Source organism: Cohnella baijiui, from assembly GCF_020731285.1.
GTDB lineage: Bacteria > Bacillota > Bacilli > Paenibacillales > Paenibacillaceae > Cohnella.
In genome coordinates this window covers 241,861-263,834 of the sequence record NZ_JAJFOW010000001.1, presented here as the reverse complement: position 1 = coordinate 263,834, position 21,974 = coordinate 241,861, and the positions used below count along the sequence as shown (strand labels likewise).

General features: G+C 58.4%; 14 protein-coding genes. 10 read left to right on the top strand and 4 right to left on the bottom strand.

Going from position 1 to position 21,974, the window contains the following annotated elements; translation table 11 throughout:
• The first annotated feature begins 13 nt into the window (after positions 1-13).
• From LKX83_RS01095 to LKX83_RS01075, 6 genes are all read left to right on the top strand, one after another.
• Positions 14-1,780, top strand: coding sequence for an ABC transporter ATP-binding protein (locus tag LKX83_RS01095; protein ID WP_227880034.1), 1,767 nt, complete (start codon positions 14-16; stop codon positions 1,778-1,780).
• Positions 1,781-1,936: 156 nt separating this feature from the next.
• A complete protein-coding gene (locus tag LKX83_RS01090; protein WP_227880033.1) occupies positions 1,937-3,037 on the top strand; it encodes a D-alanine--D-alanine ligase family protein in 1,101 nt (366 codons plus the stop codon).
• Complete coding sequence (locus LKX83_RS01085; protein ID WP_227880032.1) at positions 3,034-4,434, top strand: UDP-N-acetylmuramoyl-tripeptide--D-alanyl-D-alanine ligase; 1,401 nt, start codon at positions 3,034-3,036, stop codon at positions 4,432-4,434. Before LKX83_RS01090 ends, LKX83_RS01085 begins: the two co-directional genes overlap by 4 nt.
• Complete coding sequence (gene alr / locus LKX83_RS01080; protein ID WP_227880031.1) at positions 4,431-5,564, top strand: alanine racemase; 1,134 nt, start codon at positions 4,431-4,433, stop codon at positions 5,562-5,564. The genes LKX83_RS01085 and alr overlap by 4 nt, the downstream gene beginning before the upstream one ends.
• A 957-nt stretch (positions 5,565-6,521) precedes the next feature.
• Entirely contained in the window at positions 6,522-6,590 is a 69-nt protein-coding gene (locus tag LKX83_RS34655; RefSeq protein WP_465249324.1) for a hypothetical protein, read from the top strand.
• Between the two features lie 156 nt (positions 6,591-6,746).
• Positions 6,747-8,429, top strand: a complete 1,683-nt coding sequence (locus LKX83_RS01075; protein ID WP_227880030.1) for a hypothetical protein — start codon at positions 6,747-6,749, stop codon at positions 8,427-8,429.
• Between the two features lie 610 nt (positions 8,430-9,039).
• On the opposite strand, the gene LKX83_RS01070 is transcribed toward LKX83_RS01075, so the two are convergent.
• The 3 genes from LKX83_RS01070 to LKX83_RS01060 form a co-directional block, all read right to left on the bottom strand.
• Entirely contained in the window at positions 9,040-11,748 is a 2,709-nt protein-coding gene (locus tag LKX83_RS01070) for a DUF7507 domain-containing protein (protein WP_227880029.1), read from the bottom strand.
• 8 nt (positions 11,749-11,756) lie between these two features.
• Entirely contained in the window at positions 11,757-13,559 is a 1,803-nt protein-coding gene (locus tag LKX83_RS01065) for a DUF7948 domain-containing protein (RefSeq protein ID WP_227880027.1), read from the bottom strand.
• 187 nt (positions 13,560-13,746) lie between these two features.
• On the bottom strand, positions 13,747-14,604 hold the full coding sequence (locus LKX83_RS01060) for a methyltransferase domain-containing protein (protein WP_227880021.1): 858 nt from the start codon (positions 14,602-14,604) through the stop codon (positions 13,747-13,749).
• A 363-nt stretch (positions 14,605-14,967) separates the two neighbouring features.
• Here LKX83_RS01060 and efeO point away from each other — a divergent pair, with 363 nt between their 5' ends.
• The 4 genes from efeO (at position 14,968) to LKX83_RS01040 (ending at position 21,146) form a co-directional block, all read left to right on the top strand.
• Positions 14,968-15,849: an iron uptake system protein EfeO gene (gene efeO / locus LKX83_RS01055; protein ID WP_227880020.1), complete on the top strand. Its 882-nt coding sequence runs from the start codon at positions 14,968-14,970 to the stop codon at positions 15,847-15,849.
• 1 nt (position 15,850) lies between these two features.
• Entirely contained in the window at positions 15,851-17,140 is a 1,290-nt protein-coding gene (efeB, locus tag LKX83_RS01050) for an iron uptake transporter deferrochelatase/peroxidase subunit (RefSeq protein ID WP_227880019.1), read from the top strand.
• A 14-nt stretch (positions 17,141-17,154) separates the two neighbouring features.
• Complete coding sequence (locus LKX83_RS01045; protein WP_227880018.1) at positions 17,155-18,966, top strand: FTR1 family iron permease; 1,812 nt, start codon at positions 17,155-17,157, stop codon at positions 18,964-18,966.
• 233 nt (positions 18,967-19,199) lie between these two features.
• Positions 19,200-21,146, top strand: coding sequence for an ATP-dependent DNA helicase (locus LKX83_RS01040; protein WP_227880017.1), 1,947 nt, complete (start codon positions 19,200-19,202; stop codon positions 21,144-21,146).
• A gap of 106 nt (positions 21,147-21,252) precedes the next feature.
• On the opposite strand, the gene LKX83_RS01035 is transcribed toward LKX83_RS01040, so the two are convergent.
• Positions 21,253-21,654 carry a VOC family protein gene (locus LKX83_RS01035; RefSeq protein WP_227880016.1) on the bottom strand — a complete coding sequence of 134 codons (402 nt, stop codon included), beginning with the start codon at positions 21,652-21,654 and terminating at the stop codon, positions 21,253-21,255.
• Between the last annotated feature and the right edge of the window lie 320 nt (positions 21,655-21,974).

The window sequence follows — 21,974 nt, the reverse complement described above, 5'->3', positions numbered from 1 at the left end:
AAGGAGGCTTGTGATGTCCAGCTTTCGCGTCTTTCTTACCTTCGTCAGGCCGTACTGGAAGCTTGTGCTCGTCACCGTCGTCATCGGAATGATCAAGTTCGGCATCCCCCTGACGATGCCGGTGCTGATGAAGTACGTGGTCGACGATCTGCTGCTCGCCCCGCTGCCGGCGGCGGTCAAGACGGAACGGCTCGTCTACGCAATGCTTGCCGCGTTCGCGCTGTTCACCGTCGTGCGGGCGCCGGTCGAGTATTACCGCCAATATTTCGCGCAGCTGACGACCAGCCGCATTCTGTATGACATGCGCAACAAGCTGTACGCACATATTCAGAAACTCAGCCTGCGATACTATCATAATCATAAAACGGGCGAAGTCATCTCCCGGATGATCAACGACGCCGAAGCGACCAAGAGCATCGTGGAGACGGGAATGATGAACGTCTGGCTCGACTTGTTCACGCTGACGATCGCGATGGGGTTCATGTTCTATATGGACGTGGAACTGACGCTGGTCGCCATCGCCGTGCTGCCGTTCTACGCGCTGTCGGTGAAGCGGATGTACCGGAAGCTCAAAGCGTTCGCCAAGTCGCGGTCCCAGGCGCTGGCGGAGATGCAGGGCTTCGTGTTCGAGCGGGTGAACGGCATGCCGGTCATCAAAAGCTTCACGCTCGAGCGGACGGAGATGGACAACTTCGACCGCCGCAACCGGAACTTCCTCCAGCGCGCGCTGTCGCTGACGCGATGGAACGCGCTCACGAACGCGATCATCAACACGCTGACGGACCTGTCGCCGCTCCTCGTTCTTCTGTACGGCGGCTATCAGGTCATTCACGGCCGACTGACGATGGGCGCGTTCATGGCGTTCTTCGCCTATCTGGACCGGCTGTTCACCCCGCTGCGGCGCATCGTCAATTCTTCGACGGAGCTGACGCAGGCGAGCGCTTCGCTCGAACGCGTCGTCGAGCTGATGCGGGAGCCGTACGACATCCAGGACGCGCCGGGCGCCATGCCGGTCCGGGGCGACGTGCTCGGCGGGATCGAGTTCGATCGGGTCCACTTCCGCTACGATACGTCCGACCGCTGGGTGCTGAACGATTTGAGCCTGACCATCCGGCCGGGGCAGACGATCGCCCTGGTCGGCATGAGCGGGGGAGGCAAGTCGTCCCTCATCAGCCTGATCCCGCGCTTTTACGACGTGCAGGAAGGCGCTATCCGGCTCGACGGCCGCGACATCCGTTCGCTCACGCTGCACAGTCTGCGCAGTCAGATCGGCATGGTACTGCAGGACAACATCTTGTTCAGCGGCAGCGTCAGGGACAATATCCTGTTCGGCAATCCTTCCGCATCGGACGAGGAGATCGAGCGCGCGGCTAAGGCGGCGAACGCTCACGACTTCATCGAACGTTTGCCCGGCGGGTATGCGACGGAAATCGGGGAGCGCGGCGTCAAGCTGTCCGGCGGGCAAAAGCAGCGGATCGCGATCGCGCGGGTATTTCTCAAAAATCCCCGCATTCTGATCCTGGACGAAGCAACCTCGGCGCTGGATCTGGAGTCCGAGCACCTGATCCAGGAATCGCTGGAGCAGCTGGCCAAAGACCGGACGACGCTCATCGTCGCCCACCGGCTCTCCACGATCACGCATGCGGATCAGATCGTCATGATCGAAGACGGGCGGATCGTCGAGCAGGGCACCCACGAGGCGCTCATGCGCCGGGACGGCGCTTACGCACGGCTGTTCAACGTCCAGCACCTGGGCGGCGCTCCGGCGCATCAGACGTAGCGGGGGGCGTCGCGGCAGTTTTTCCGCGGTGGGGAGTTCCCGTTTTATGGAAAGGTCATCTTTTCTTAAGCTTTAATTAAACAATTCTTACAGGCCTCTTTAGTACTCAAGGTTAATCTGGGAACAGATAGCCGAACGTACAAGGAGGCCTTTTCGATGCCGATGAAAACAAAGCTGTTCGTCCTCTACGGCGGCAAGTCCGTCGAACACGACATTTCGCTCAAGACGGCGCTGACCGTTCTCCAGTCGATCGATCGCGACCGATTCGACGTTTATCCGATTTACATCACGAGGGAAGGAATCTGGTGCCATCGCGGCAGGCTCGTCGAGCATGTTCGCGGCATCCCCGACTTGATCCTCCCGGTCGATCCCGATCTGGCCAACCCGGCGCGCTCGCTCGGAACGCTCTCGGCCAAGCTGTTCGGCGCCGGGGGCAAGCAGGTGGCGCTGCCGCTGCTGCACGGCTCGAACGGAGAGGACGGCACGGTGCAGGGGCTATTGGAGCTGCTCGACGTCCCTTACGTCGGCAACGGTGTACTGTCCTCCGCCCTGGCGTTGGACAAGGCCGCGGCCAAAGCGGTGATCGCCCATGCCGGCATTCCCCAGGCGGAGTACCTGGCGCTACGGCAAACGGATTGGCTGGAGGCGGGCGAGGAAGCGATCCGCCGCATCGAGGAGACGCTGGGCTATCCGTGCTACGTCAAGCCCGCCTCGCTGGGCTCGAGCATCGGGATCAGCCGCTGCGAAGATCGGGCCCGGCTCAAAGCGGCCATCTCGGAGGCGTACCGGTACGACCGCAAAATCGTCGTGGAGCGCGAGATCGCGGGACGGGAGATCCAAGTCGCCGTCCGGGGCAACGAGCGGGCGCAGGCGTCCGTTCCCGGCGAGTTTATCCACGAGCAGGCGTTTTTCGATTATCACGAGAAGTACGAGGCCGGGCGCCTGGTCATGTCCATCCCGGCAGAGCTGCCTGAGGAGACGGCCGCAGCCGTCCGGGAGCAGGCGATCCGGGCGTACGAGGCGCTTGGCTGCGCAGGCCTCGCCCGCGTCGACTTCTTCCTAGACCAGACGGGCCGCCTCTACTTGAACGAAATCAATACGCTTCCCGGTTTCACGGCTTTCAGCATGTATCCGATCATGTGGGAGCGCACGGACGGCACCCGATACGCTGCGCTCATCGAGCTGCTGATCGATTACGCCTTTACCCGTCATGCGGACAAGCAGTCTATTCACTATGACAAGGAGGCCGTCCGATGATCCGACGCACCTTAAGCCAAATCGCTGCCATGCTGAAGCTGCAGGAGCCGCTCAATGGGGAAGCGATGGAGTGCGGGATTCAAGGGGTATCCATCGATACCCGCACGCTCCAGCCGGGACAGCTCTACATCCCGATCGTAGGCGATCGGTTCGACGGCCACGCGTTCGCGGATGACGCGATCGCTCGCGGAGCCGCGGCTGTCCTATGGAATCGGGAGACGCCGAACCCGCCGACCGACCGGATACCGGTGCTGCAGGTCGACGACACGCTCTCCGCCATTCAACTGCTGGCGATGTCCTATCGGGCGGAGCTGCGCGCAAAGGTGATCGCCGTCACGGGCAGCAACGGCAAGACGTCGACCAAGGACATGCTGGCGGGGGTGCTCGGCGAGCGCTACGCGACGCAGAAGACGATCGGCAATCTGAACAACCACCTGGGCGTACCGCTGACGCTGCTGTCACTCGCGGAAGAGACGGAAATGGCGGTCGTGGAGATGGGCATGTCCGGACTCGGCGAGATCGGTCTCTTGTCCGCGATCGCCATGCCGGACGCGGCGATCGTCACGAACATCGGCGACGCGCATCTCGGCGATCTGGGCAGCAAAGAGCGGATATTGCAAGCCAAGCTGGAAATCGTGCAGGGGCTGCGGGAAGGAGGCTTGCTCCTCTACAACGGTGACGACCCGCTGCTGTCCGCCGCGCTGGACCGCCGCGAAGGGCCGTTCGAAAAAGTCACGTTCGGGCTGACGCGGCGCAACGACTACTATCCGCTGTCCTACGCCCTCTACGCGAGCGGCACGACGTTCGCGCTGGACGACGGCGACGATCTGACGACGCTCTCGATTCCGGCTGTCGGCCGCCATCAGCTCGAAAACGCGATGGCGGCGGTGGCGGCGGCCGTGCGCGTCGGGACGATGGACCTCGGCCGCATCAAAGCCGGATTCGAACGCGTGACCTTGACGGGCATGCGCAACGAATTGACGCGAATCGGCTCGATGCTCGTCCTGAACGACACGTACAAGTCCAATCCCTCGAGCGCCAAGGCATCCCTCGACACCCTCGCGGCGATCGCCGGCGACCGGCCGAAAATCGCCGTTCTCGGCGACATGCAGGATTTGGGGGAGGAAGCGGCCGCCCTCCACCGGGAGATCGGGGCGTACGCGGCGGAGCGGGCGGATTATCTTCTCGCCTACGGACCGCTCTCCGCGCATATGGCCGAGGCCGCGGGGGTGTCGATGCCCGCCGAACATGTGCTGCACGAAACGGACAAGACGCGGCTGATCGACCGTCTCGTCCCCATCCTGCGGCCGGACGCGGTCGTCCTCGTGAAAGCTTCGCGCGAGATGAAGCTCGAGGAAGTCGTGGACGCGCTGGCGGAAGGGCGGCCGCAGCCATGAGGACGCCGGCGCTGCAGCGGGCGGAACCTCGCCGCGATACGCGGGCGGAGGTCGATCGGGAGGCGATCCGAAGCAACGTGCGGACGATCCGCGCCGCGATCCCGGCTTCCGCCGCGTTCATGGCCGTCGTCAAGGCGGACGGCTATGGGCACGGCGCGATCGCCGCAGCCGAAGCGGGGCTGGCCGGCGGCGCGGACAGTCTGGCGGTCGCCTTCCTGAGCGAGGCGCTGCAGCTGAGACGCGGCGGCATCCGCGCGCCGATCCTCGTCCTGACGCCGATCCCCCCGGGGGAAGCGCCGATCGCGGCGGAATGGGATGTGATGTTGACCGTCGCTTCGGCTGCATGGATGGCGGAAGCGCGGTCGTTCAAAAATCCCTACTCTCCCGCGAAGATCAAGGTGCACGTAAAACTGGACACCGGCCTCGGACGGCTCGGCCTTCGCGAGCGCGGCGAGTGGGAGGCGCTCGTTCCCTTGCTCGCGGCGCGGGACGTCTCGGTAGAGGGGGCGTACACGCATCTGGCGACGGCGGGCGGCAAGGATACGGCGTATGTGGAAACGCAAATCCGCCGGTTCCGCGAGATGACGGGCTGGATCGAAGCGTCGGGCATCCGGCCGCGCCGCTACCACTGCGCCGGCAGCGCAGCGGCGCTGCGGTTTCCGGAGCTGGCGATGGATATGGTCCGCTTCGGCGCGGCGATGTACGGCTTTTGCGACCCGCGCTGGATGCCGCCCGGGGGGCTGCGGCCGGCGCTCCGACTGACGAGCCGGCTCGTACAGGCGAAGTACGTAGCGAAAGGCGAGCGCATCGGCTACGACAACGGCTACGCGATGGACGAATCGGGATGGATCGGCACGGTGCCGATCGGATATGCGGACGGCTGGGGCCAGGGGCTGCAAGGCGCGGACGTGCTGATCGAAGGCAACCGGTGCCCGATCGTCGGCCGCATCGGCATGGACCAGCTGATGGTCCGGCTGCCGCGCGACTGTCCGGCCGGGACGACCGTGACTTTGATCGGCGAGGAGGCCGGCGACTGCATTACGTGCGCCGAGCTGGCGGATCGGATCGGGAGCGTGCCGCAAGAAATCTCGACCGCGCTCGCGACTCGCGTGGAACGGATGTACAAATAATCGGTAGATGCATATTGCGCGAGGGCCGACGGCGAAAGCCGGACGGCCTTTTTGGCCGTGTGCGCGGGGAGGGGCATTCCGAAAAAAATTTTTTTACAAGGTGAAAAATTACCGTCGTCTTGCGACTCGCTATAATAAATTAGTGCGTACATTCAAGGCTCTTTTGACGTTGGAATCCATTATGGTCTGGCTTACTTGAGTTTCATACCAATTCCCCGAATTATTTCATCGAAATATCGACCGACTTTTGCCCTTAATTCCATTTCTATCGAAGCTCCAAGCGCATCCGCGACAGCCCAAACCTGAGTATGCGAAACTCTTAAATTCAATACCCGAAGCCGCCGGAACCACTGTCCGGTCCCCCAACTCGATAAATACATCCGTCGTTCTGGAAAGATGGCTTGTTCACGCTGACATACGGTCATCATGGAATCTAGCAATTCTGTGATGACGTTCTCCACATGTTCCTTCAGCAAATACTCCTCGCAGTCAATGGAAGATATTTAATAATATCAATGAGCAGAGCTCCCTCTGCAGTTTGATTGTTTCTATCTTCTCGCTCTCGTCCCAAAGTTCTATCATTGCAATTCCGTTGGAGCGGAAAATATCGGTCAGCTCGAGCTTTTTGACCATTCTTACCGGCTAGGGTTTCCAGTTTATGCTGAGCGCCGGGCAATACTAGTGAAATGTCGGTAGGCAGTAAGCGCCTCTGTACACGCATTGCCCTACGGGATATGAGAGACGACTTTGTATGTAGCCCAATTTTCATAACAAATGGTTTATAACTTAGACCTCTGGTGAGACACCTGCATATAATAATCTATCTTCAAAGAGTTGACCTTATAAAGAAGTTTAGGATTGGAAGATATGTTCTTGTCACAAGCAAATATGCCTATACGCCTACGATAACATTGCTACGTGAGGGACACGATTAACTTATTGCTATCCTCGATTACAATGGAAGAACTGGGACTCAGCCATATTCTTAACGTGGGGGTGAAAAGCTTCCAAGTTTTCATCTTGTAGGCCCCCATGCATTCTCATGAGTCTCTATCGCTTCACTTGCGCTAGCCTGGCATATAATTTTAATAAGGTTATTTTAAGGATGCTTTGTTATGTCCAGTCCAAAATGGATCGGTTCACATTCTACATTAATTTTCTGCAAAGGGGTGACATATAAAAATGATTGTAAATGTTAATGTTTTCAACTTTAATGATATTACAACTGCATTACCGAGCGCAGTAGACGGAGATGTATTCAATTTTTTTATACAAAACGACATCGATTTCAGCAGTGTTGTTACGATACCAAGAAATATCACAATTAACCTGATAAATAGCAGCGGCAATAGTAATGTTACACTAGCGATTACAAATGGAGGAAGCTTCCGTCACTTTTCAACGTTAACAAACGGCAGTTTAACCGGGGTGTTGATGACCGTAGGTGTTGGTATCATCCTTGATGGCGGAGGAACGGGCGGCGGCATTTTAATTTTCGGCTCCGGTTGTTCCCTAACGCTTGACGGCAGCACAATTACCAATTGCCGGAGCAGTGGCAACGGTGGCGGCCTCCTGGTTCAGGGCAATATCAGTAGAAGCAGTCTGATCATGAACGCCGCACTCATAGAAAACTGTTTTGCCGGTAGTGGTGCCGGAGTCTTTGGCGCTGGCTGTGACATCGAGATGAACGGTGGGGAAATAACAGGCAACCATGCGAACAACAGTGGCGGCGGTATTACCACAATAGCGGGAGGGACCAGGCTCGGTTCCACCCTTACCATTAACGGAGGGAAAATCAGCGCTAATTCTACCGTGCTGGCTTTCGGTGACGCAGGCGGTATTAACGCGTTTGACACCATCGTTACCATTCAAAACAGTGAAATAAGCAACAATACGGCCGATGGCAATGGTGGCGGCATCTTTTCAATGCCTCAAGTTCTGGGCAGCAATGCAAATGCGCTTATTATCATGAACAGCACAATAAGTGGCAACGTTATAAGAAATTTCGGCGGAGGTATTAGGGTACTGGGTGTTCTAGGCGAATTTGTAATCACAAACAGCCTGATAACTGGAAATTCAGCAGTCAGTACTATAGCCGGCTCAAATCAAGGCGGTGGCATTTACTTCTCCAGTGGTTCAAGTCTTACCCTGAGCGACGGCCAGGTGACCGGAAACACGGCGGGAGCAGGGGGCGGCGGGATTTTTGTAAATGATGGCTCTATCCTTGTCCTTACAGGTATCGCTGAGGTAAGCGGAAACCAGGCGGGCCTTGAAGGTGGCGGCATTGATGCATTTTCCGGCTCTTCCGTTACCATCGAAGGAAACGCAAGAGTTATCAATAACCACGCAAACAGCAACGGGGATCCCCAAAATGCTTCCCGTGGCGGCGGAGGGGTTGCGCTTTTTGCGTCGAACCTTACGGTAAGAGAGAATGCGACCATCAGCGGTAACACAGCCTTAAGCTTTGGCGGCGGTATTTGGACTTTTCCGCAATTCACCCCCATCTCTACCGTTACTATTGAGGGTGGAACGATTGAAGGAAATTCAGCGAATTTTGGCGGTGCCATCTCCATGGGCGAAGTTCCAGGATTCACACCTACCTTAACGATAACCGGCGGCACAATTACTAGTAACATCGCATTCAAGGACGGCGGCGCCATCATCGCCAAAGGATCGCTCGTTTCGATTGCCGACGCTGAAATAATATATAATACCGCGGGTGGGGACGGCGGAGGTATATTTACGGATACGCCCGCCAATGTAACGGTATTTGCCTCCGCTATATTCAGAGGAAACACCGCGCAGAGATTATTGGCTTTTCTAACTATTCTTAACAATTACGACATTGGTAGCGGGGTGAACTAAAACAGCGGCGGTACCTCCGAAAGCAGCGTCATTAACGCGTATTCGAATGGTACCGCCCTGTTTACGAAACCTTGCCTAATGTTAATTAGTCTACCTTCATTCTCTTTTGTTCAAGAAAAACACAAAACGGAATGGCAGCATTGTGTTTTATATGTAATCAAAGGATATCTTTAGTCATCCCTGACTAAGGCCATTAATTTGGTCTCAATCTCTTCACTTGGTTGAACGTGGCTTGTATATATGCTTTAATTTCCTGTAATAATAGTTAATCAAGACATGAAGTGTTGCTATCACCAAAGTCTGTTGGTTTTATCCGACGGATCTTTTTGAGTTCTGACTGACAAGCAATATAACATTAAAGCTAGTTAAAAAGACCAACGAGATCATTCCAACGCTGGGTGGGTCGATGGAGCTTTATGAAGAGAGAATTCGAAACGATTGGCGATCTTTTAAGAAATTAAAATATCGGTAGACATGGTTAATTTTCCTCATGTCTACCGATATTTCATTTCATTGGATGGCAACAAGCTTAATCGGTGCCTAATTTATCCTCGTGTTTTGTACCGGATCTGCCTGGACTACAACTCCGGCACAACATGATTATCCAACTTCACTCTTCCTCTTCCGCGATCACAAGCACAGACGCACTTGCTCGTCTGGTTGGTCCATTATCCGAGGAGAACGTCACCGGACTGGTGATGACGGTGGTTTGCTGCACGTTCGGGAGGACGAAAGGCACTCGAATGATTTCGCTTGCACCGACTTCGAAGCGGGCGATGCGCAACTGGATGCCCAGCAATGGGGCAGTTAGTTGCGCGTTAATGAGTGCGACGTTGCCCGTATTTCGCACTTGGATCGTGAAGAAGACCGTTTCTCCTGGCCGTCCTTGGGGCCGGTTTACGGTTTCGGTAAGTTCGGCATCCGGTAGCGATGCCGTTCGGATGGAGACAGTCTCCTGCTGCTGCGGTGTCTGGTCAGAAAAGATGGTGACGGTGTTCAGGAATACCGTCTCACCGATCGTCCCCGCCGGAATCGTAAACGGCAGCGTAAACACGCGCTGTTTCCTGGGCGCAAGCGACGGGATCACGGTCCGGAAACCGACGAGCGAATCGGTAACGCGGACGTTCGTGATCGTCCGGTTGGTGACATTCGTAATGGTGATCGTCTTGGTGACCGTTTCTCCCGGATTCGCTGTTGATGGAGTCGCCTGAACTGTTAATTCCGGCAAGCCTATGGGTTCGGCGACCGTGATGCGCGCTTCGCTTTGCACCGGCAAGGAGCCCGGAGGCTGTTCCGGCCACGTGACGATCACGCGGTTCGCGATGACGGTTCCGTTCACGGCCGCAGCGGGGATGGTGAACGAAAATGTCACCACTACCGTCTCGCCCGGGGCGATCACCGTTATCGTCTCCACCGTGCCGGTGAGCGAATCCCGAACGACCACATTCGTCGCCGGATTGCTGCCGGTGTTCGTCACTTGGACCGTATAATGTACGGTCTCGCCTGGCGCTGCTTCATTGCGGTCCGGAAGCTTCTGCGCTGCCAGCGTCGTCTCCGCGCCTGGCACCGACCGCACGACGATTTCTGCCGTTGCCTCCTGCAGCGGCGTTTGGTCGGACGAGGCGGTGAACGTGTTCGTAATGATGCTGCCGTTCGCCGCTCCCGCCGGTACCGTGAACGATCCCGTCCGGGTAATCGTCCCGTTCGCGGGGAGGAGCGGCACCGTCTCGCTGATGCCGAGCAGCGGATCGCTCAGCACGATATTCGTCTGGGCGGCGGCAAGCAGGTTCGTCACCGTCAGCGTAAACGTAACCGTCTCGCCCGGCGCGGCGAACGTCCGGCTGGGCTGCTTGCTCAGTGCGAGCCCTTCGCCCGTTACGGTTACGGTTGATTCAATCTCTTGCGTGCCGGCCTCCGCCGAAGTAACGGTTAGCAGGTTGACGATATCGGACCCGATCGGTGTTTCCTGCGGTACAGTGAAAGGGATCACCAGCTCGACGGTCTCCCCGACCGCAAGCGCTGCAATCGTCTGCTTCAGCCCAAGCAGCGGGTCGGTAACGTGGATATTGGTTAGCGGCACGTTGCCGATATTAGAGAGCGTGACCGTGTAGGTGAAGGTCTGCCCCGGCGTGACCGTCGTCGATGAAGGCGTCTTGCTCACCCCGAGCAGCGGTCGGGCGGACACCGTGAATTCAGCACTGGCGGATTCAGGCGCTGTCTCATTGCTGGCCGCCGTTACCGTATTGAGGAACGTCTGCGGCGGCGTCTCCAGCGGCACGAGGAACGGGATATGCAGCAATTCCGTCTGCCCGACTGCAAGCAGCGGAATGATGGTGCTGAATCCGGTCAGGTCGTCTGTGACGGCAATGTTCGTTAACGCTGTATTTCCGCTATTGGAGAGCGTAAGTGTGAACGTGACCGTTTCTCCCGGGGGCACGACGGTACGGTCTGCGGTTTTGGTCAGAGTGAGTCGCGGAGCGGCGAGCACATCAACAACCGTTCCAACGGTCTCGGGCTCGGGCAGGTTGTTAGCGGTAATGATCACCGTATTCGCAATCGTCACCCCAGCCAGCGCGTCAGGCGGAATGACAAACGGCCAATCGATCGTGACGCTTGCTCCGACGGGGATGTTGCCGACTCTTTCATCCAGCCCGATCAGCGGATCGGTAATCTGGACGTTGATCAAGTCGACATTGCCCTCGTTTACGAGCGTGATCGTGAACACGACGGTCTCTCCCGGCGCCGCGGCAGGCGGGTTTACGGTCTTGAAGGCCAGCAGCATTGGCGTTTCCGTCACGAAGATATCCGACTTCGCGATTTGCGGCTCAGGAATTTGATCGGAAGTTACGGTCACGACATTCGTAATGAATCCCGGCGGCGTTCCGGGAGGAACGGTGAAGAGAACCTCAAAAATTTGGACCGCAAATGCAGGCAGCTCAGGGATCACCGTGAAAAAGCCCAGCAGCGGATCTTCAATTCTTACATTCGTGAGCGTCACGGTGCTTGGGTTGGACACTTCGATAAAGAAGGTCACCGTTTCCCCTGGACGTACTTCAAACCGGTCCGAGAACTTTAGCAAGGATACCTCTGCAATGGCTCCGATCTTCGTCACGAAGACATCGCCGCCTCCAGCCAAAGCGGGCTGGAACGCCCCGGGGGTGACCGGAAAATTAGCGGAAGCGGTTTGCCCCGTCAGATAGGCGCTGCCGGAACCGTCGACCGCGATGCCAAAAGCGGTGTCGCTCGAACTGCCGCCAAGGAAGGTGGAAAAGACAAGCGCGGAGCCGGTAGCGTCCAACTGGGTCAGGTAAGCGTCCACCCCCCCGGCTAATGTAGGCTGAATGGCGTCGGGCGTGACCGGAAAATTGTCGGAATTGGTGCCCCCGTCACATAAGCGATACCGTCGTGGACCGCGATTCCTGTACCGTTATCACTCCCGCTTCCGCCAAGGAAGGTAGAATACACAAGCTGGGTACCGTTGGCATCCAATTTGGTCACAAAAGCGTCCGAAACTCCGCCGAACGCAGGCTGAAACGCGCCCGGAGTGACCGGAAAATCAGTCGAAGAGGTAGCCCCCGCCACATAGGCGTTGCCTGACCCGTCGATGGCGATGCCATTACCGGCATCGCTCCCGCTTCCCCCAAGGTAGGTGGAATAGACAAGAGCAGTGCCACCTTCATTCAATTTGGTCACGAAAGCGTCAAAAGATCCGGCAAGCGTGATCTGAAACGCCCCGGGAGTGGTCGGGAAATTAGCGGACAAGGTATCCCCCGTCACGAAGGCGTTGCCGGAGACGTCGATCGCGATTCCAAGACCTTCATCAATACTGCTGCCGCCAAGGTAGGTGGAATATAAGAGCCCGGAGCCGGCGGCGTTCAATTTAGTCACGAAAACGTCCGAAGATCCGGCAAGCGTGCTCTGAAACACCCCGGACGTAACGGGAAAATTGGAGGAACTGGTTGACCCTGTCACGTAGGCGTTGCCCGCCCCGTCAACCGTGATGGCATTGCCGTTGTCCACGGAACTGCCGCCAAGGTAAGTGGAATAGACTAGCGCGGTGCCGTCGAAATTCAATTTGGTTACGAAACCATCACGATTTCCGCCAATCGTGGTCTGAAACGCACCAGGAGTAACTGGGAAATCAGAGGAAATAGTTTGCCCCGTTACATAGGCGAGGCCTGCCCCGTCGACCGCGATGCCCATGCCGAGATCAAGACTGGTGCCGCCAAGGTAGGTGGAAAACACAAGCGCGGTACCTTCGGCATTCAATTTGGTCACCAATGCGTCCGAAGATACGGATCCGGCAAGCGCGGGCTGAAACGCCCCGGGCGTGATCGGGAAATTAAGAGAGGCGGTTTGCCCCGTCACGAAGGCATTGCCCGCCCCGTCGACCGCGATGGCAAAACCGGTTTCCGTCCCGGTGCCGCCAAGGTAAGTGGAATACAGAAGGGACGGATCAATGACCAGCGGGTAGTCGGCATCATAATCGTCTCCGACTCCGAATCCGTAGACGCACGTTTCTTGCTCGCTTTGTTTTAACACGAAGCGGCTTTCCACCGCTATTCTTTTGCCTTCCCTTACTTGATAGCTTACGGGGTGCTCCTCAGTCAAGACGCCGAAGGGAGTATGGATGAGGAGATTCCCTTTCTCATCCAAGGACAACCGGTCCGCGCCGCGATAGGCGAATTGAATGACGTCCAGCCTGGCGCCCGGCTGAGCAAGAACATCGTATTTGAGTTTTCCGCCATCGCCATGGAAGATCAGATCGACACCCGGCCATAGCTCCCGATAGGCGACCTCCAGGTAAGTGGAAAGGCCGGTATGCCACTTCTCCGGATCATTCCCGATCAAGTAATTGACTTTCTCTAATTGTTGCTGGCGGCCCTCGATGTCTACCGAGGCGTTCGCGTGGAGAAACTGCAAGGAAAGCGCCAGTCCTGTTTGCTCATCGTGTGCATTTCCAGTGAACACATACATTGCCTCTTTCGGAGTAAAGCTGACTCCATACCCTGGCCTGTTCATTAGATAGCGTATATCCGAACGAGCCTGACCGGCATTTTCCACAAAAGTCAGAGGTAGATTTCCGTAGTTTTCGAGAACGGTACGACGCTGCGTCTCAATCTCTGACATGGATAACCTCCTTATGATTTTTCAAGGCTTTCGTTTACAATGTATTCGCGTACGACCTGTTTGGAATAGGTGAATACCCAGTTACACGAAGGGCGTACCGAATTCGGCCACCGTTCCGGACGGCAAACAGACCTCGGCCCTCCGTTTGGAGGTTGAGGTCTGCTTCATACGCACCTGACAAAACCATTTAATAGGATGATTTTGGGGATCTGGTATACTTATGTCTTTTCTTGTGAATGGTTTTCACCCGATGTTTGAAATTGGAATGGTTTTTTACGCTTTGTTTCCGAATTTTCTTTTTCGCATAGAATTCAATGTCTACGTTTTGATCTTGAGGGACTTGATCTTGAAGGATAGGCGACAAATGATCCAAGTAAAACGGTCGTTTGTCTTTCTCTTCCCAGGAACCTGCAGATCTCATAGCTTTTACATCGTCTGGTTCCTCGAACCACACCGTTTCATTCAGCATAAGGACCTCTTCATCATCTATGGGTTCTTTTACGACAAGCAATTGATACATAATCTGAAAGGCAACATTAAATTGGGATTGCCGAAGAAGGGACAATTCAAACGGCTCATAACCTAATCTATATTGTGGAAAATAAAAAAATTCCATCCGAAGAACCCTGTAATCGGTATTTATGCTGCTTTCTTCGTCCCGCAACGACCAAGTATCTTTTGGCGAGAATAGAAATTCATTGCTGTCCAGCGCCATCCCGGTATGTTTCGTCCAGTACCTCGGAGAATGTTCATTAAACAAATGCTTATATTGCGGATTGACCATATGAGAAGACACATGAGCATATGGGGCCACAATGCAAACAACAGCTTTATGGCGGCAAACCCGGTAAATATCTTCCATAACGGCATGAAGATCGTCAACGTACTCCAAACTACGGGAGGCCATTACAAAATCAACCGAGTTATCTTCAAGAGGGAGTGGCTGGTTTAAGTCATGTACAATATCGGTATTATGGTAGGCTATCCGATCGATTCCGATGCAATCTCGAAATTTATTTTTCCCGCAACCCAAATCAATTCTCATTAAAATCAATCCCCCGCCTCGAATTCTCCCTCCATCATATTCCCTTTGTAGACAAGATGTATATGCGTTTGTCTTTGCCTGCGTAGGCCTATTTCACATGATTAAGAAGTCCATAAACTAGGAACTAGAATATGATACGAATGCGATTCGTGCTCTTTTGGATGAACAACAGGCCCTTCCGGTGATTCCTGGGAAGAGAAATTGCCGAATGAGTGTCCAGTATGACCGGAGTATTTACAAAGAGCACCATTTGATCGAATGCTTTTATTAAAAAAAAAGCATTGACGATGCTAATTGATAACGGTTATCATTTACAATGATTGAGAATAGATCTCATTTGAACATTGAAGGAGTTGCACCGCTTTGCGAAACAAGTCCCGTCCCGCTCTCATCGCCGCTTCGCTCGCCGCCGTCCTGCTCGCGTCGGCTTGCGGCCAATCGAATACATCCAACGCTTCGAATGCCTCGGCGCCGCCTTCCACGAGCCCGAGCGCCCCGGCTTCGTCCGCCTCGGGCTCCGAAGCGTTTCAATCCGCCGTCGATGCCTATCGCCAGTACGTGATCGACCAGACCGACCAATTCGTCAAATCGACGGATGCATTCGTCCAGGCGATCCGTGGCGGCGACGTCGACAAGGCGAAGTCGCTTTACGCGCCTTCCCGCATGTTCTACGAGCGGATCGAGCCGATCGCCGAGTCGCTCGGCGACTTCGATCCCTGGATCGACGCTCGCGAGGGAGACGTGCCGGACGCCGAATGGCGCGGCTATCACAAGCTTGAAAAAGCGCTGTGGGTAGACGGCAAGCTCGACGGACAGACGGCGGCCGCCGACCAGCTGCTGCAGGACGTCAAGCAGCTGCGCGTCAAGATGGAAAGCGTGGAGATCGACACCCCGATGCTCGTCACCGGCGCCGTGGAGCTGTTGAACGAAGTGTCGTCCAGCAAGGTCACCGGCGAAGAAGAGCGTTATTCCCATACCGACTTGTACGACTTCGCGGCGAACGTCGAAGGCGCCAAGGAAATTTATCTCGTGCTGCAGTCCGACGTCAAGAAGAAAAAACCGGAGCTGGCGGCCGAGATCGAGGAGCGCTTTGCCGAGCTCGACAAGACACTCGAGCCGTATCGCAAGGACGGCGGCTACGTGCTCTACACGGCGCTGAAGGAAGACGAAGTCAAAAAGCTGAGCCAGGCGATCGACGCCCTGGCCGAACCGCTCTCGCAAGTCGGATCGGTCGTGGAGGCGTAACATGAAAAGGGAAGAAACGGAAACGCCCCGGTCGGAGGGCCGGGAGCCGAAGCTCGTCTCCCGCCGCGACGTCTTGAAAATGGGCGCCGTCGGGGGGCTGGGCCTCCTCATCGGCGTGACCGGCATCAAAGGCCTCGGGCTGCTGGATGGGCCCGAGACCGCATCCGCGAAGCCGTCGCCCGAAGCGGGCACCATACCGTTCTATGGCGCGCATCAAGCCGGCGTCGTGACACCCATGCAGGATTACGTCTGCATGGGTGCGTTTGATTTGACGACGGGGAGCGTCGACGCCGTGCGCAAGCTGTTCAAGATGTGGACCGAGGCGTCCGCGCGTTTCGCGTCCGGCGAAGGCGTCGGCGACGAGAGCGGCAGCGCCCTCGTGCCTCCGGCCGATACGGGGGAGACGATCGGGCTGCTGCCGGCTCGCGCGACGCTTACATTCGGCCTAGGCGCTTCGTTTTTCGACGGCCGATACGGCCTGGCGTCCAAGCGGCCGGAGGCGCTGGCCGACATCCCGGCGTTTAAGCGCGACGAGCTCGTCTCCGAGTGGTCGCATGGAGACGTCATCGTGCAGGTGTGCGCCAACGACCCCCAGGTCGCTTTCCATGCCATCCGCAATCTTGCCCGGATCGCGCGGGGCAAAGCGGTTCTGCGGTGGATGCAGCAGGGCTACCAGCGTTCCGGGCTCGCCGATCCGAAAGCCGGGACGCCGCGCAATCTGCTCGGCTTCAAAGACGGCACGAACAATCCGAACGTAGGCGACGCCGACGTCGCGGACGACATCGTCTGGGCCAAGGGAGCGGACGGCGCCCCTTGGATGGACGGCGGCAGCTACATGGTCGTGCGGCGCATCCGGATGCGGATCGAAGTATGGGACCGGACGACGCTCGGCGAGCAGGAGGCGACCTTCGGCCGGCACCGCGATACCGGCGCGCCGCTCGGGCAGGCCGGCGAGTTCGACACGGCCGATTACGCGAAGGCGGGCAAGGGCGGCAAGCCGCTGATCCCGGGGGATTCGCACATGGCGCTCGCCAGCATGGGCGGCAAGGTGAAGATTCACCGCCGCGGCTACTCGTACACGAACGGCATCGACCTGCGCACGGGCCAGCTCGATGCCGGCCTGTTGTTCATTTGCTACAATCGCGATCCCCGCAAGCAGTTTATCCCGATGCAGGAAAAGCTGGCGGCATCGGACCGGCTGAACGAATATATCCAGCATGTCGGGAGCGGTATTTACGCGGTGCTGCCGGGCGTGCGCGAGGGCGGATCTCTCGGTGATTCTTTATGGTAAAGGGAGGTGCTGACATGAGACGCTTCCTGATCTTGTACACGGCGGCGGCGCTGCTGATCGCGGGCTTGCTGCTGCCATCCGGACCGGCCCGCGCCGCGGAGGACACTGCCGCCGATCAAGCGGCCGAGCTGCATAAGCAGCTGATTTACTATGCGAGCGACGCCTTGATCGGGGCCGGGGACCGCGAATGGGCGACCGTCCGCGAGGCGATCGCGAGCCTGAAAGGTGTCTGGGACGCCGCGTCACGGGGCGATGCGGCCGAAGCGGCGGCACTGACCGCGGCCATCGCGACCGCTGACCGTGCAGCGGGGCGGGCCGCGGATGAGCCGGATGCCGCCGCCCAAGCGGTATCCGCGTTGGCGAAGGCCGCCGATGCCTTCGTTTCCGCGGACAACGAGGACGGCGGGCAATCGGACGTTCATCAGCAGGTGCGGGCGCTGCTGCCGAATTTGCAGCGGAGCCTGGATGCCGCGAAGGCGAACGATTTCGGTGCCGCCAAGCAAGCCTACGCGGGCTTCGTCGCCGACTGGGGCCAGGCCGAGAGCGCGATTCGCAAGCGGGACGCGAAGCTGTACGGCCAGATCGAAGTGAAGATCAGCGGCGCGCGCATCGCGATCAACACCGAGCCGCCCAGCGCCGAGGGCTCGGCTGCGAAGCTGCAGGAGCTGATCGCGCTCCTGGACGATTATGCATCGGGACGGGCAACCGCGGACGGCACGGCGGCTTCCGGCGGCGAGATCGGCTCGATCGCCGATCTGCTGGCGCTGCTTGGCCGGGTTCAAGGCGACATTCGGGCTTCGCAAGCGGCGGACGCCGCGGCGAAGATGGATGAATTCGTCTCCACATGGCCGAATGTCGAAGGGGAGGTCAGCACGCGTTCGACCCAGGCGTATGCGGCCATCGAGAGCGCGATGATCTCGCTCTCCAGCGCGCTGCTGTCGACCCCGCCGGACTACGGCAAGGCGGAGCGTCTCGCAGATCTGCTCGCCGGACAGCTCGAGCCCTACGCGAACGCGTCCGGGTATACGGCCTGGGACGCGGCCGTCATTCTTTTCCGGGAAGGGCTCGAAGCGATTCTGATCCTTGCGGCGCTGCTCGCCATGCTGAGCCGGGCCGGCCAAGCCGCCAAGCGCAAGTGGATCTGGACGGGCGCGGGAGCGGGCCTCGTCCTCTCCGCGGCGCTCGCGTTCGTGCTCACGGCGTTGATGTCCAACCTGTCGGCCGGCAGCTCCCGCGAGATGCTGGAAGGGGTGACCGGGCTCGTCGCCGTCGTCTTCATGATTACGGTCGGCGCATGGCTCCACGGCAAGTCCAATCTGGCCAACTGGAATCGCTACGTCGAACGGGCGATCGGCACCTCGCTCGCCAAGGGAGCGGTCTGGTCGCTGGCGCTCACCGCGTTTCTCTCCGTGCTCCGCGAAGGCGCGGAGACGATCATCTTCTACGTCGGCATGGCGGCCTCGATCCGCTTAGGCGATCTGCTGCTCGGCATCGGGGGCGCGGCGATCGCGTTGGCCGCGATCGCTTTCGCCATCCTGAAGCTCAGCGCGCGGATTCCGGTCCGTCCGTTCTTCCTGTTGGCCGGCGTGCTGCTGTACTACATGGCGTTCAAGTTCGTAGGCAAGAGCATTCACGCCCTGCAGGTGGCCGGCAAGCTGCCGGCGCATGTGTCAGACACACTGCCCGAATGGCCGTCGCTCGGCGTTTACGGCTGCTGGGAGGTCGTCATTCCCCAGGCGGCGGTACTGCTCGTTGTCGTCGGCAACTTCGCCCGCCTCGCGTGGGCCAAGCGCACCGGCGCCGTCCGTCCGGCGCCCCGTATGTAGCGCGATCCCTTTTGCGTCGTCTTCTCGCGCAAGCGGGGAATCGCATCCATCGTCCGACCGAGGCTGCCCCACTGCCATTCTGGCGCAGGGAAGCCTCGGTTTTTTTATGCGAGAATGGATTCACGTAGGCTTTGCATTTTCCACGCGATCGTGTGATAATGTCTCGATATGCCACTTGCGGCTCCGTTCGACAGACCGCGAGTGAGGAATGCTAGGCATGGGGGCTTTCTTTCTTGAATCGTTATCCGTTCCTTTATGAATCGGGCAGGCCGTTCCTTCAACAAGCGGGGGAGTGGGTGGCCGACGCGTTTTACGACCGGCTGCCCGAAGCGGGCTTCGAGGTCCGAGACGAGCAGATTTACATGGCGTACCAGCTCGAGCGCGCCTACGCCGAGAAGTCGCCGATCTTCGCCGAGGCCGGAGTCGGCACCGGCAAGACGCTCGTCTATTTGCTGTACGCCGTCTTGTACGCGCGGCATGTCGGCCAACCCGCCGTCATCGCCTGCGCCGACGAATCGCTGATCGAACAGCTGGTGAAGCCCGAAGGCGATCTGGCCAAGCTGGCCCGGCATCTCGACCTCTCCGTCGACGCCCGCCTGGGCAAGTCGCCCGACAAATATCTCTGTCTCGTCAAGCTGGACCGCGCCCGCTTGAGCGGAGAAGACGCCGATCTTTATCAAACGCTGCACGAGGAGTTGCCCAGCTTCGTCTACGGGAACGAAGCGATGCAATCCTTTTACGCGTACGGCGATCGCAAGCAGTATCCGCACCTGAACGACGACCAGTGGGGCCGGATCGGCTGGGACGCGTTCCAAGACTGCTTTTCCTGCGAGCTGCGGCACCGCTGCGGCCAGACGCTGTCCCGCGAACGCTATCGGCAGTCGCCGGATTTGATCGTCTGCTCGCACGATTTCTACATGGAGCACGTGTGGACCTACGAATCGCGCAAGCGGGAAGGCCAGCTGCCGCTGCTGCCCGAGCATAGCTCCGTCGTCTTCGACGAAGGCCACCTGCTCGAGGCGGCCGCGCAAAAGGCGCTTACCTACCGACTCAAGCATGCGGTTTTCGAAGCGCTCATCACCCGTCTCTTGGAAGGGGAGATCCGCGAGTCGCTCGCCGTCCGGATCGAAGAGGCGATCGACCGAAGCGCGCTGCTCTTCGATGTGCTGGCGCAGCAGGCGAGACCCGTGCCCGGTTCGGACCGGATGGACGTCGTTCTGAACGAACGGCTTCGGAAAGAAGTGACGCTGTTCCAGGACGTCGTCGGCGAGATCGAGGAGGAGCTCGTGTTCGAAAGCGAGCTGTATACGCTGAACGGCTATCATCTTCGGATCGTCGAAGAGCATTTGGACATGCTTCAAAAGGCGCTCAGCCTGTTCCGCGGGACGGACCGCGTCATCTGCTGGGCGCAGGACGGCCCCGACGGCATGACGCTGGTCGTCATGCCGAGAACGGTCAAGGAAGTGCTGCGGGAGCGGGTGTTCGATCGGAAAATGCCGATCGTCTTCTCTTCGGCGACGATGTCGGTGGACGGGTCTTTCGCCTATTTGGCCGAGAGCCTCGGCATCGATCGCCACCTATCGTTCAGCGTGAGCTCCCCCTACGAATACGAAGGGCGGATGGAGGTGCTGGCGCCGGCTTGGCCGAATGGCGCAGGCTTCCCGGAGAAGCTGGACGCGGCGGTGAGGTCGCTCGTCCGCTCCGGCGGGCGGACGCTTCTCCTGTTCGCGGACAAAGCCGAGCTGCGGCGGTTCAAAAACGCTGCTCCTTCGGTCGCCGAGCTGGCCTCGCTTCGGCTGCTCTTCGAAGGCGATCGAGAGATCAGCGATCTAATCGCCGACTTCCAGCGGGACGAGACGAGCGTGCTCTGCGCCGTCAGCCTGTGGGAAGGATTGGACGTCCCCGGACCGTCGCTCTCGAACGTCATCGTGTGGTCGCTGCCGTTTCCCCCGCGGGACCCGGTCTACGAAGCCAAGCGCCAAGCGGCTGCCGACCCCTATGCGGACGTCGATCTTCCCTATATGCTTTTGCGGCTAAAGCAGGGGATGGGGCGATTGATCCGCAGCCGGGACGACCGGGGGGAGATCCTGCTCCTCGGCGAGGAACCGGATCGCGACGAGCGGTTGCGCGCGAAGATCGAAGCGTTGCTGCCAAACGGCGTAACGCTGAAGCGGACGTAAAGACGCAACGAATCGGCGTTTTGCGTCGAAAAGGGTTGTCCCGTTCGTCGGCCTGCCGACGAGGGACAACCCTTTTCAGGTTGATGTGGGGACGGGCGTTTCCGGATTACGCCTTCGGCTCGATGGTGACGCTCCACTCGACGCCGAACGGGTCGGTCAGGTCGCCGTAGTAAATGCCGAAAGGCTGGAAAGCGAACGGCGTCTTCACCCGGCCGCCCTCGGACAGCTTGGCGAACGCATCGCGGGCCTCCGACTCCGTCGGGTAGGCGATTGTCAGCATGACCGCGTTGCCGTGCGCAAGCGGCTCGATGGCATCCGCCAGAAAGAGGGAATCTCCGCCGGTCAACGTCAGACACATGTGCATCACTTTGTCGTTGTATTCGTTGTTCGTGCCCATCGCCTGCGCATGCGTAAGAACGGATACGATCTCGCCCCCGAGGGCCCGGACGTAAAAATCCGCTTGGGCTCTGGCATCCTTCGACAGCAGATACGGTCTCAAATGGCTCATTTCGCACTCTCCTTTTCTCGTTTTCGTCGGATACTTGTCCATTCTAGCTCCATCCCGGACGAAAGGTTTCTTCTCGATTGCGGTTTTCCCGCCCTCCGCGGCTGCACCATCGAACCTCCCTTCCATTCCGCCGATAGCTGTGAACCGTTCCGGCTTCCTTCCGCCTCCTCGGAACGCCCCGATATTCGGAGAATATTGTCGAGACGACGGGCGACGCTGATTCGGTTGTCCGAAGTTTGGGTATATAACCCTGAATCTTGCGAATCAATCGAACGTACCGATCTTTTTCGGACGGTTTTAGAGATAGAGCAAGGCCAAGG

Bases quoted from the DNA above. Each gene is read 5' to 3' on its own strand.
- LKX83_RS01095 (WP_227880034.1), top strand. From the start codon at position 14: ATGTCCAGCTTTCGCGTCTTTCTTACCTTCGTCAGGCCGTACTGGAAG.
- LKX83_RS01090 (WP_227880033.1), top strand. From the start codon at position 1,937: ATGCCGATGAAAACAAAGCTGTTCGTCCTCTACGGCGGCAAGTCCGTC.
- LKX83_RS01085 (WP_227880032.1), top strand. From the start codon at position 3,034: ATGATCCGACGCACCTTAAGCCAAATCGCTGCCATGCTGAAGCTGCAG.
- alr (WP_227880031.1), top strand. From the start codon at position 4,431: ATGAGGACGCCGGCGCTGCAGCGGGCGGAACCTCGCCGCGATACGCGG.
- LKX83_RS01075 (WP_227880030.1), top strand. From the start codon at position 6,747: ATGATTGTAAATGTTAATGTTTTCAACTTTAATGATATTACAACTGCA.
- LKX83_RS01065 (WP_227880027.1), bottom strand. From the start codon at position 13,559: ATGTCAGAGATTGAGACGCAGCGTCGTACCGTTCTCGAAAACTACGGA.
- LKX83_RS01060 (WP_227880021.1), bottom strand. From the start codon at position 14,604: ATGAGAATTGATTTGGGTTGCGGGAAAAATAAATTTCGAGATTGCATC.
- efeB (WP_227880019.1), top strand. From the start codon at position 15,851: ATGAAAAGGGAAGAAACGGAAACGCCCCGGTCGGAGGGCCGGGAGCCG.
- LKX83_RS01045 (WP_227880018.1), top strand. From the start codon at position 17,155: ATGAGACGCTTCCTGATCTTGTACACGGCGGCGGCGCTGCTGATCGCG.
- LKX83_RS01035 (WP_227880016.1), bottom strand. From the start codon at position 21,654: ATGAGCCATTTGAGACCGTATCTGCTGTCGAAGGATGCCAGAGCCCAA.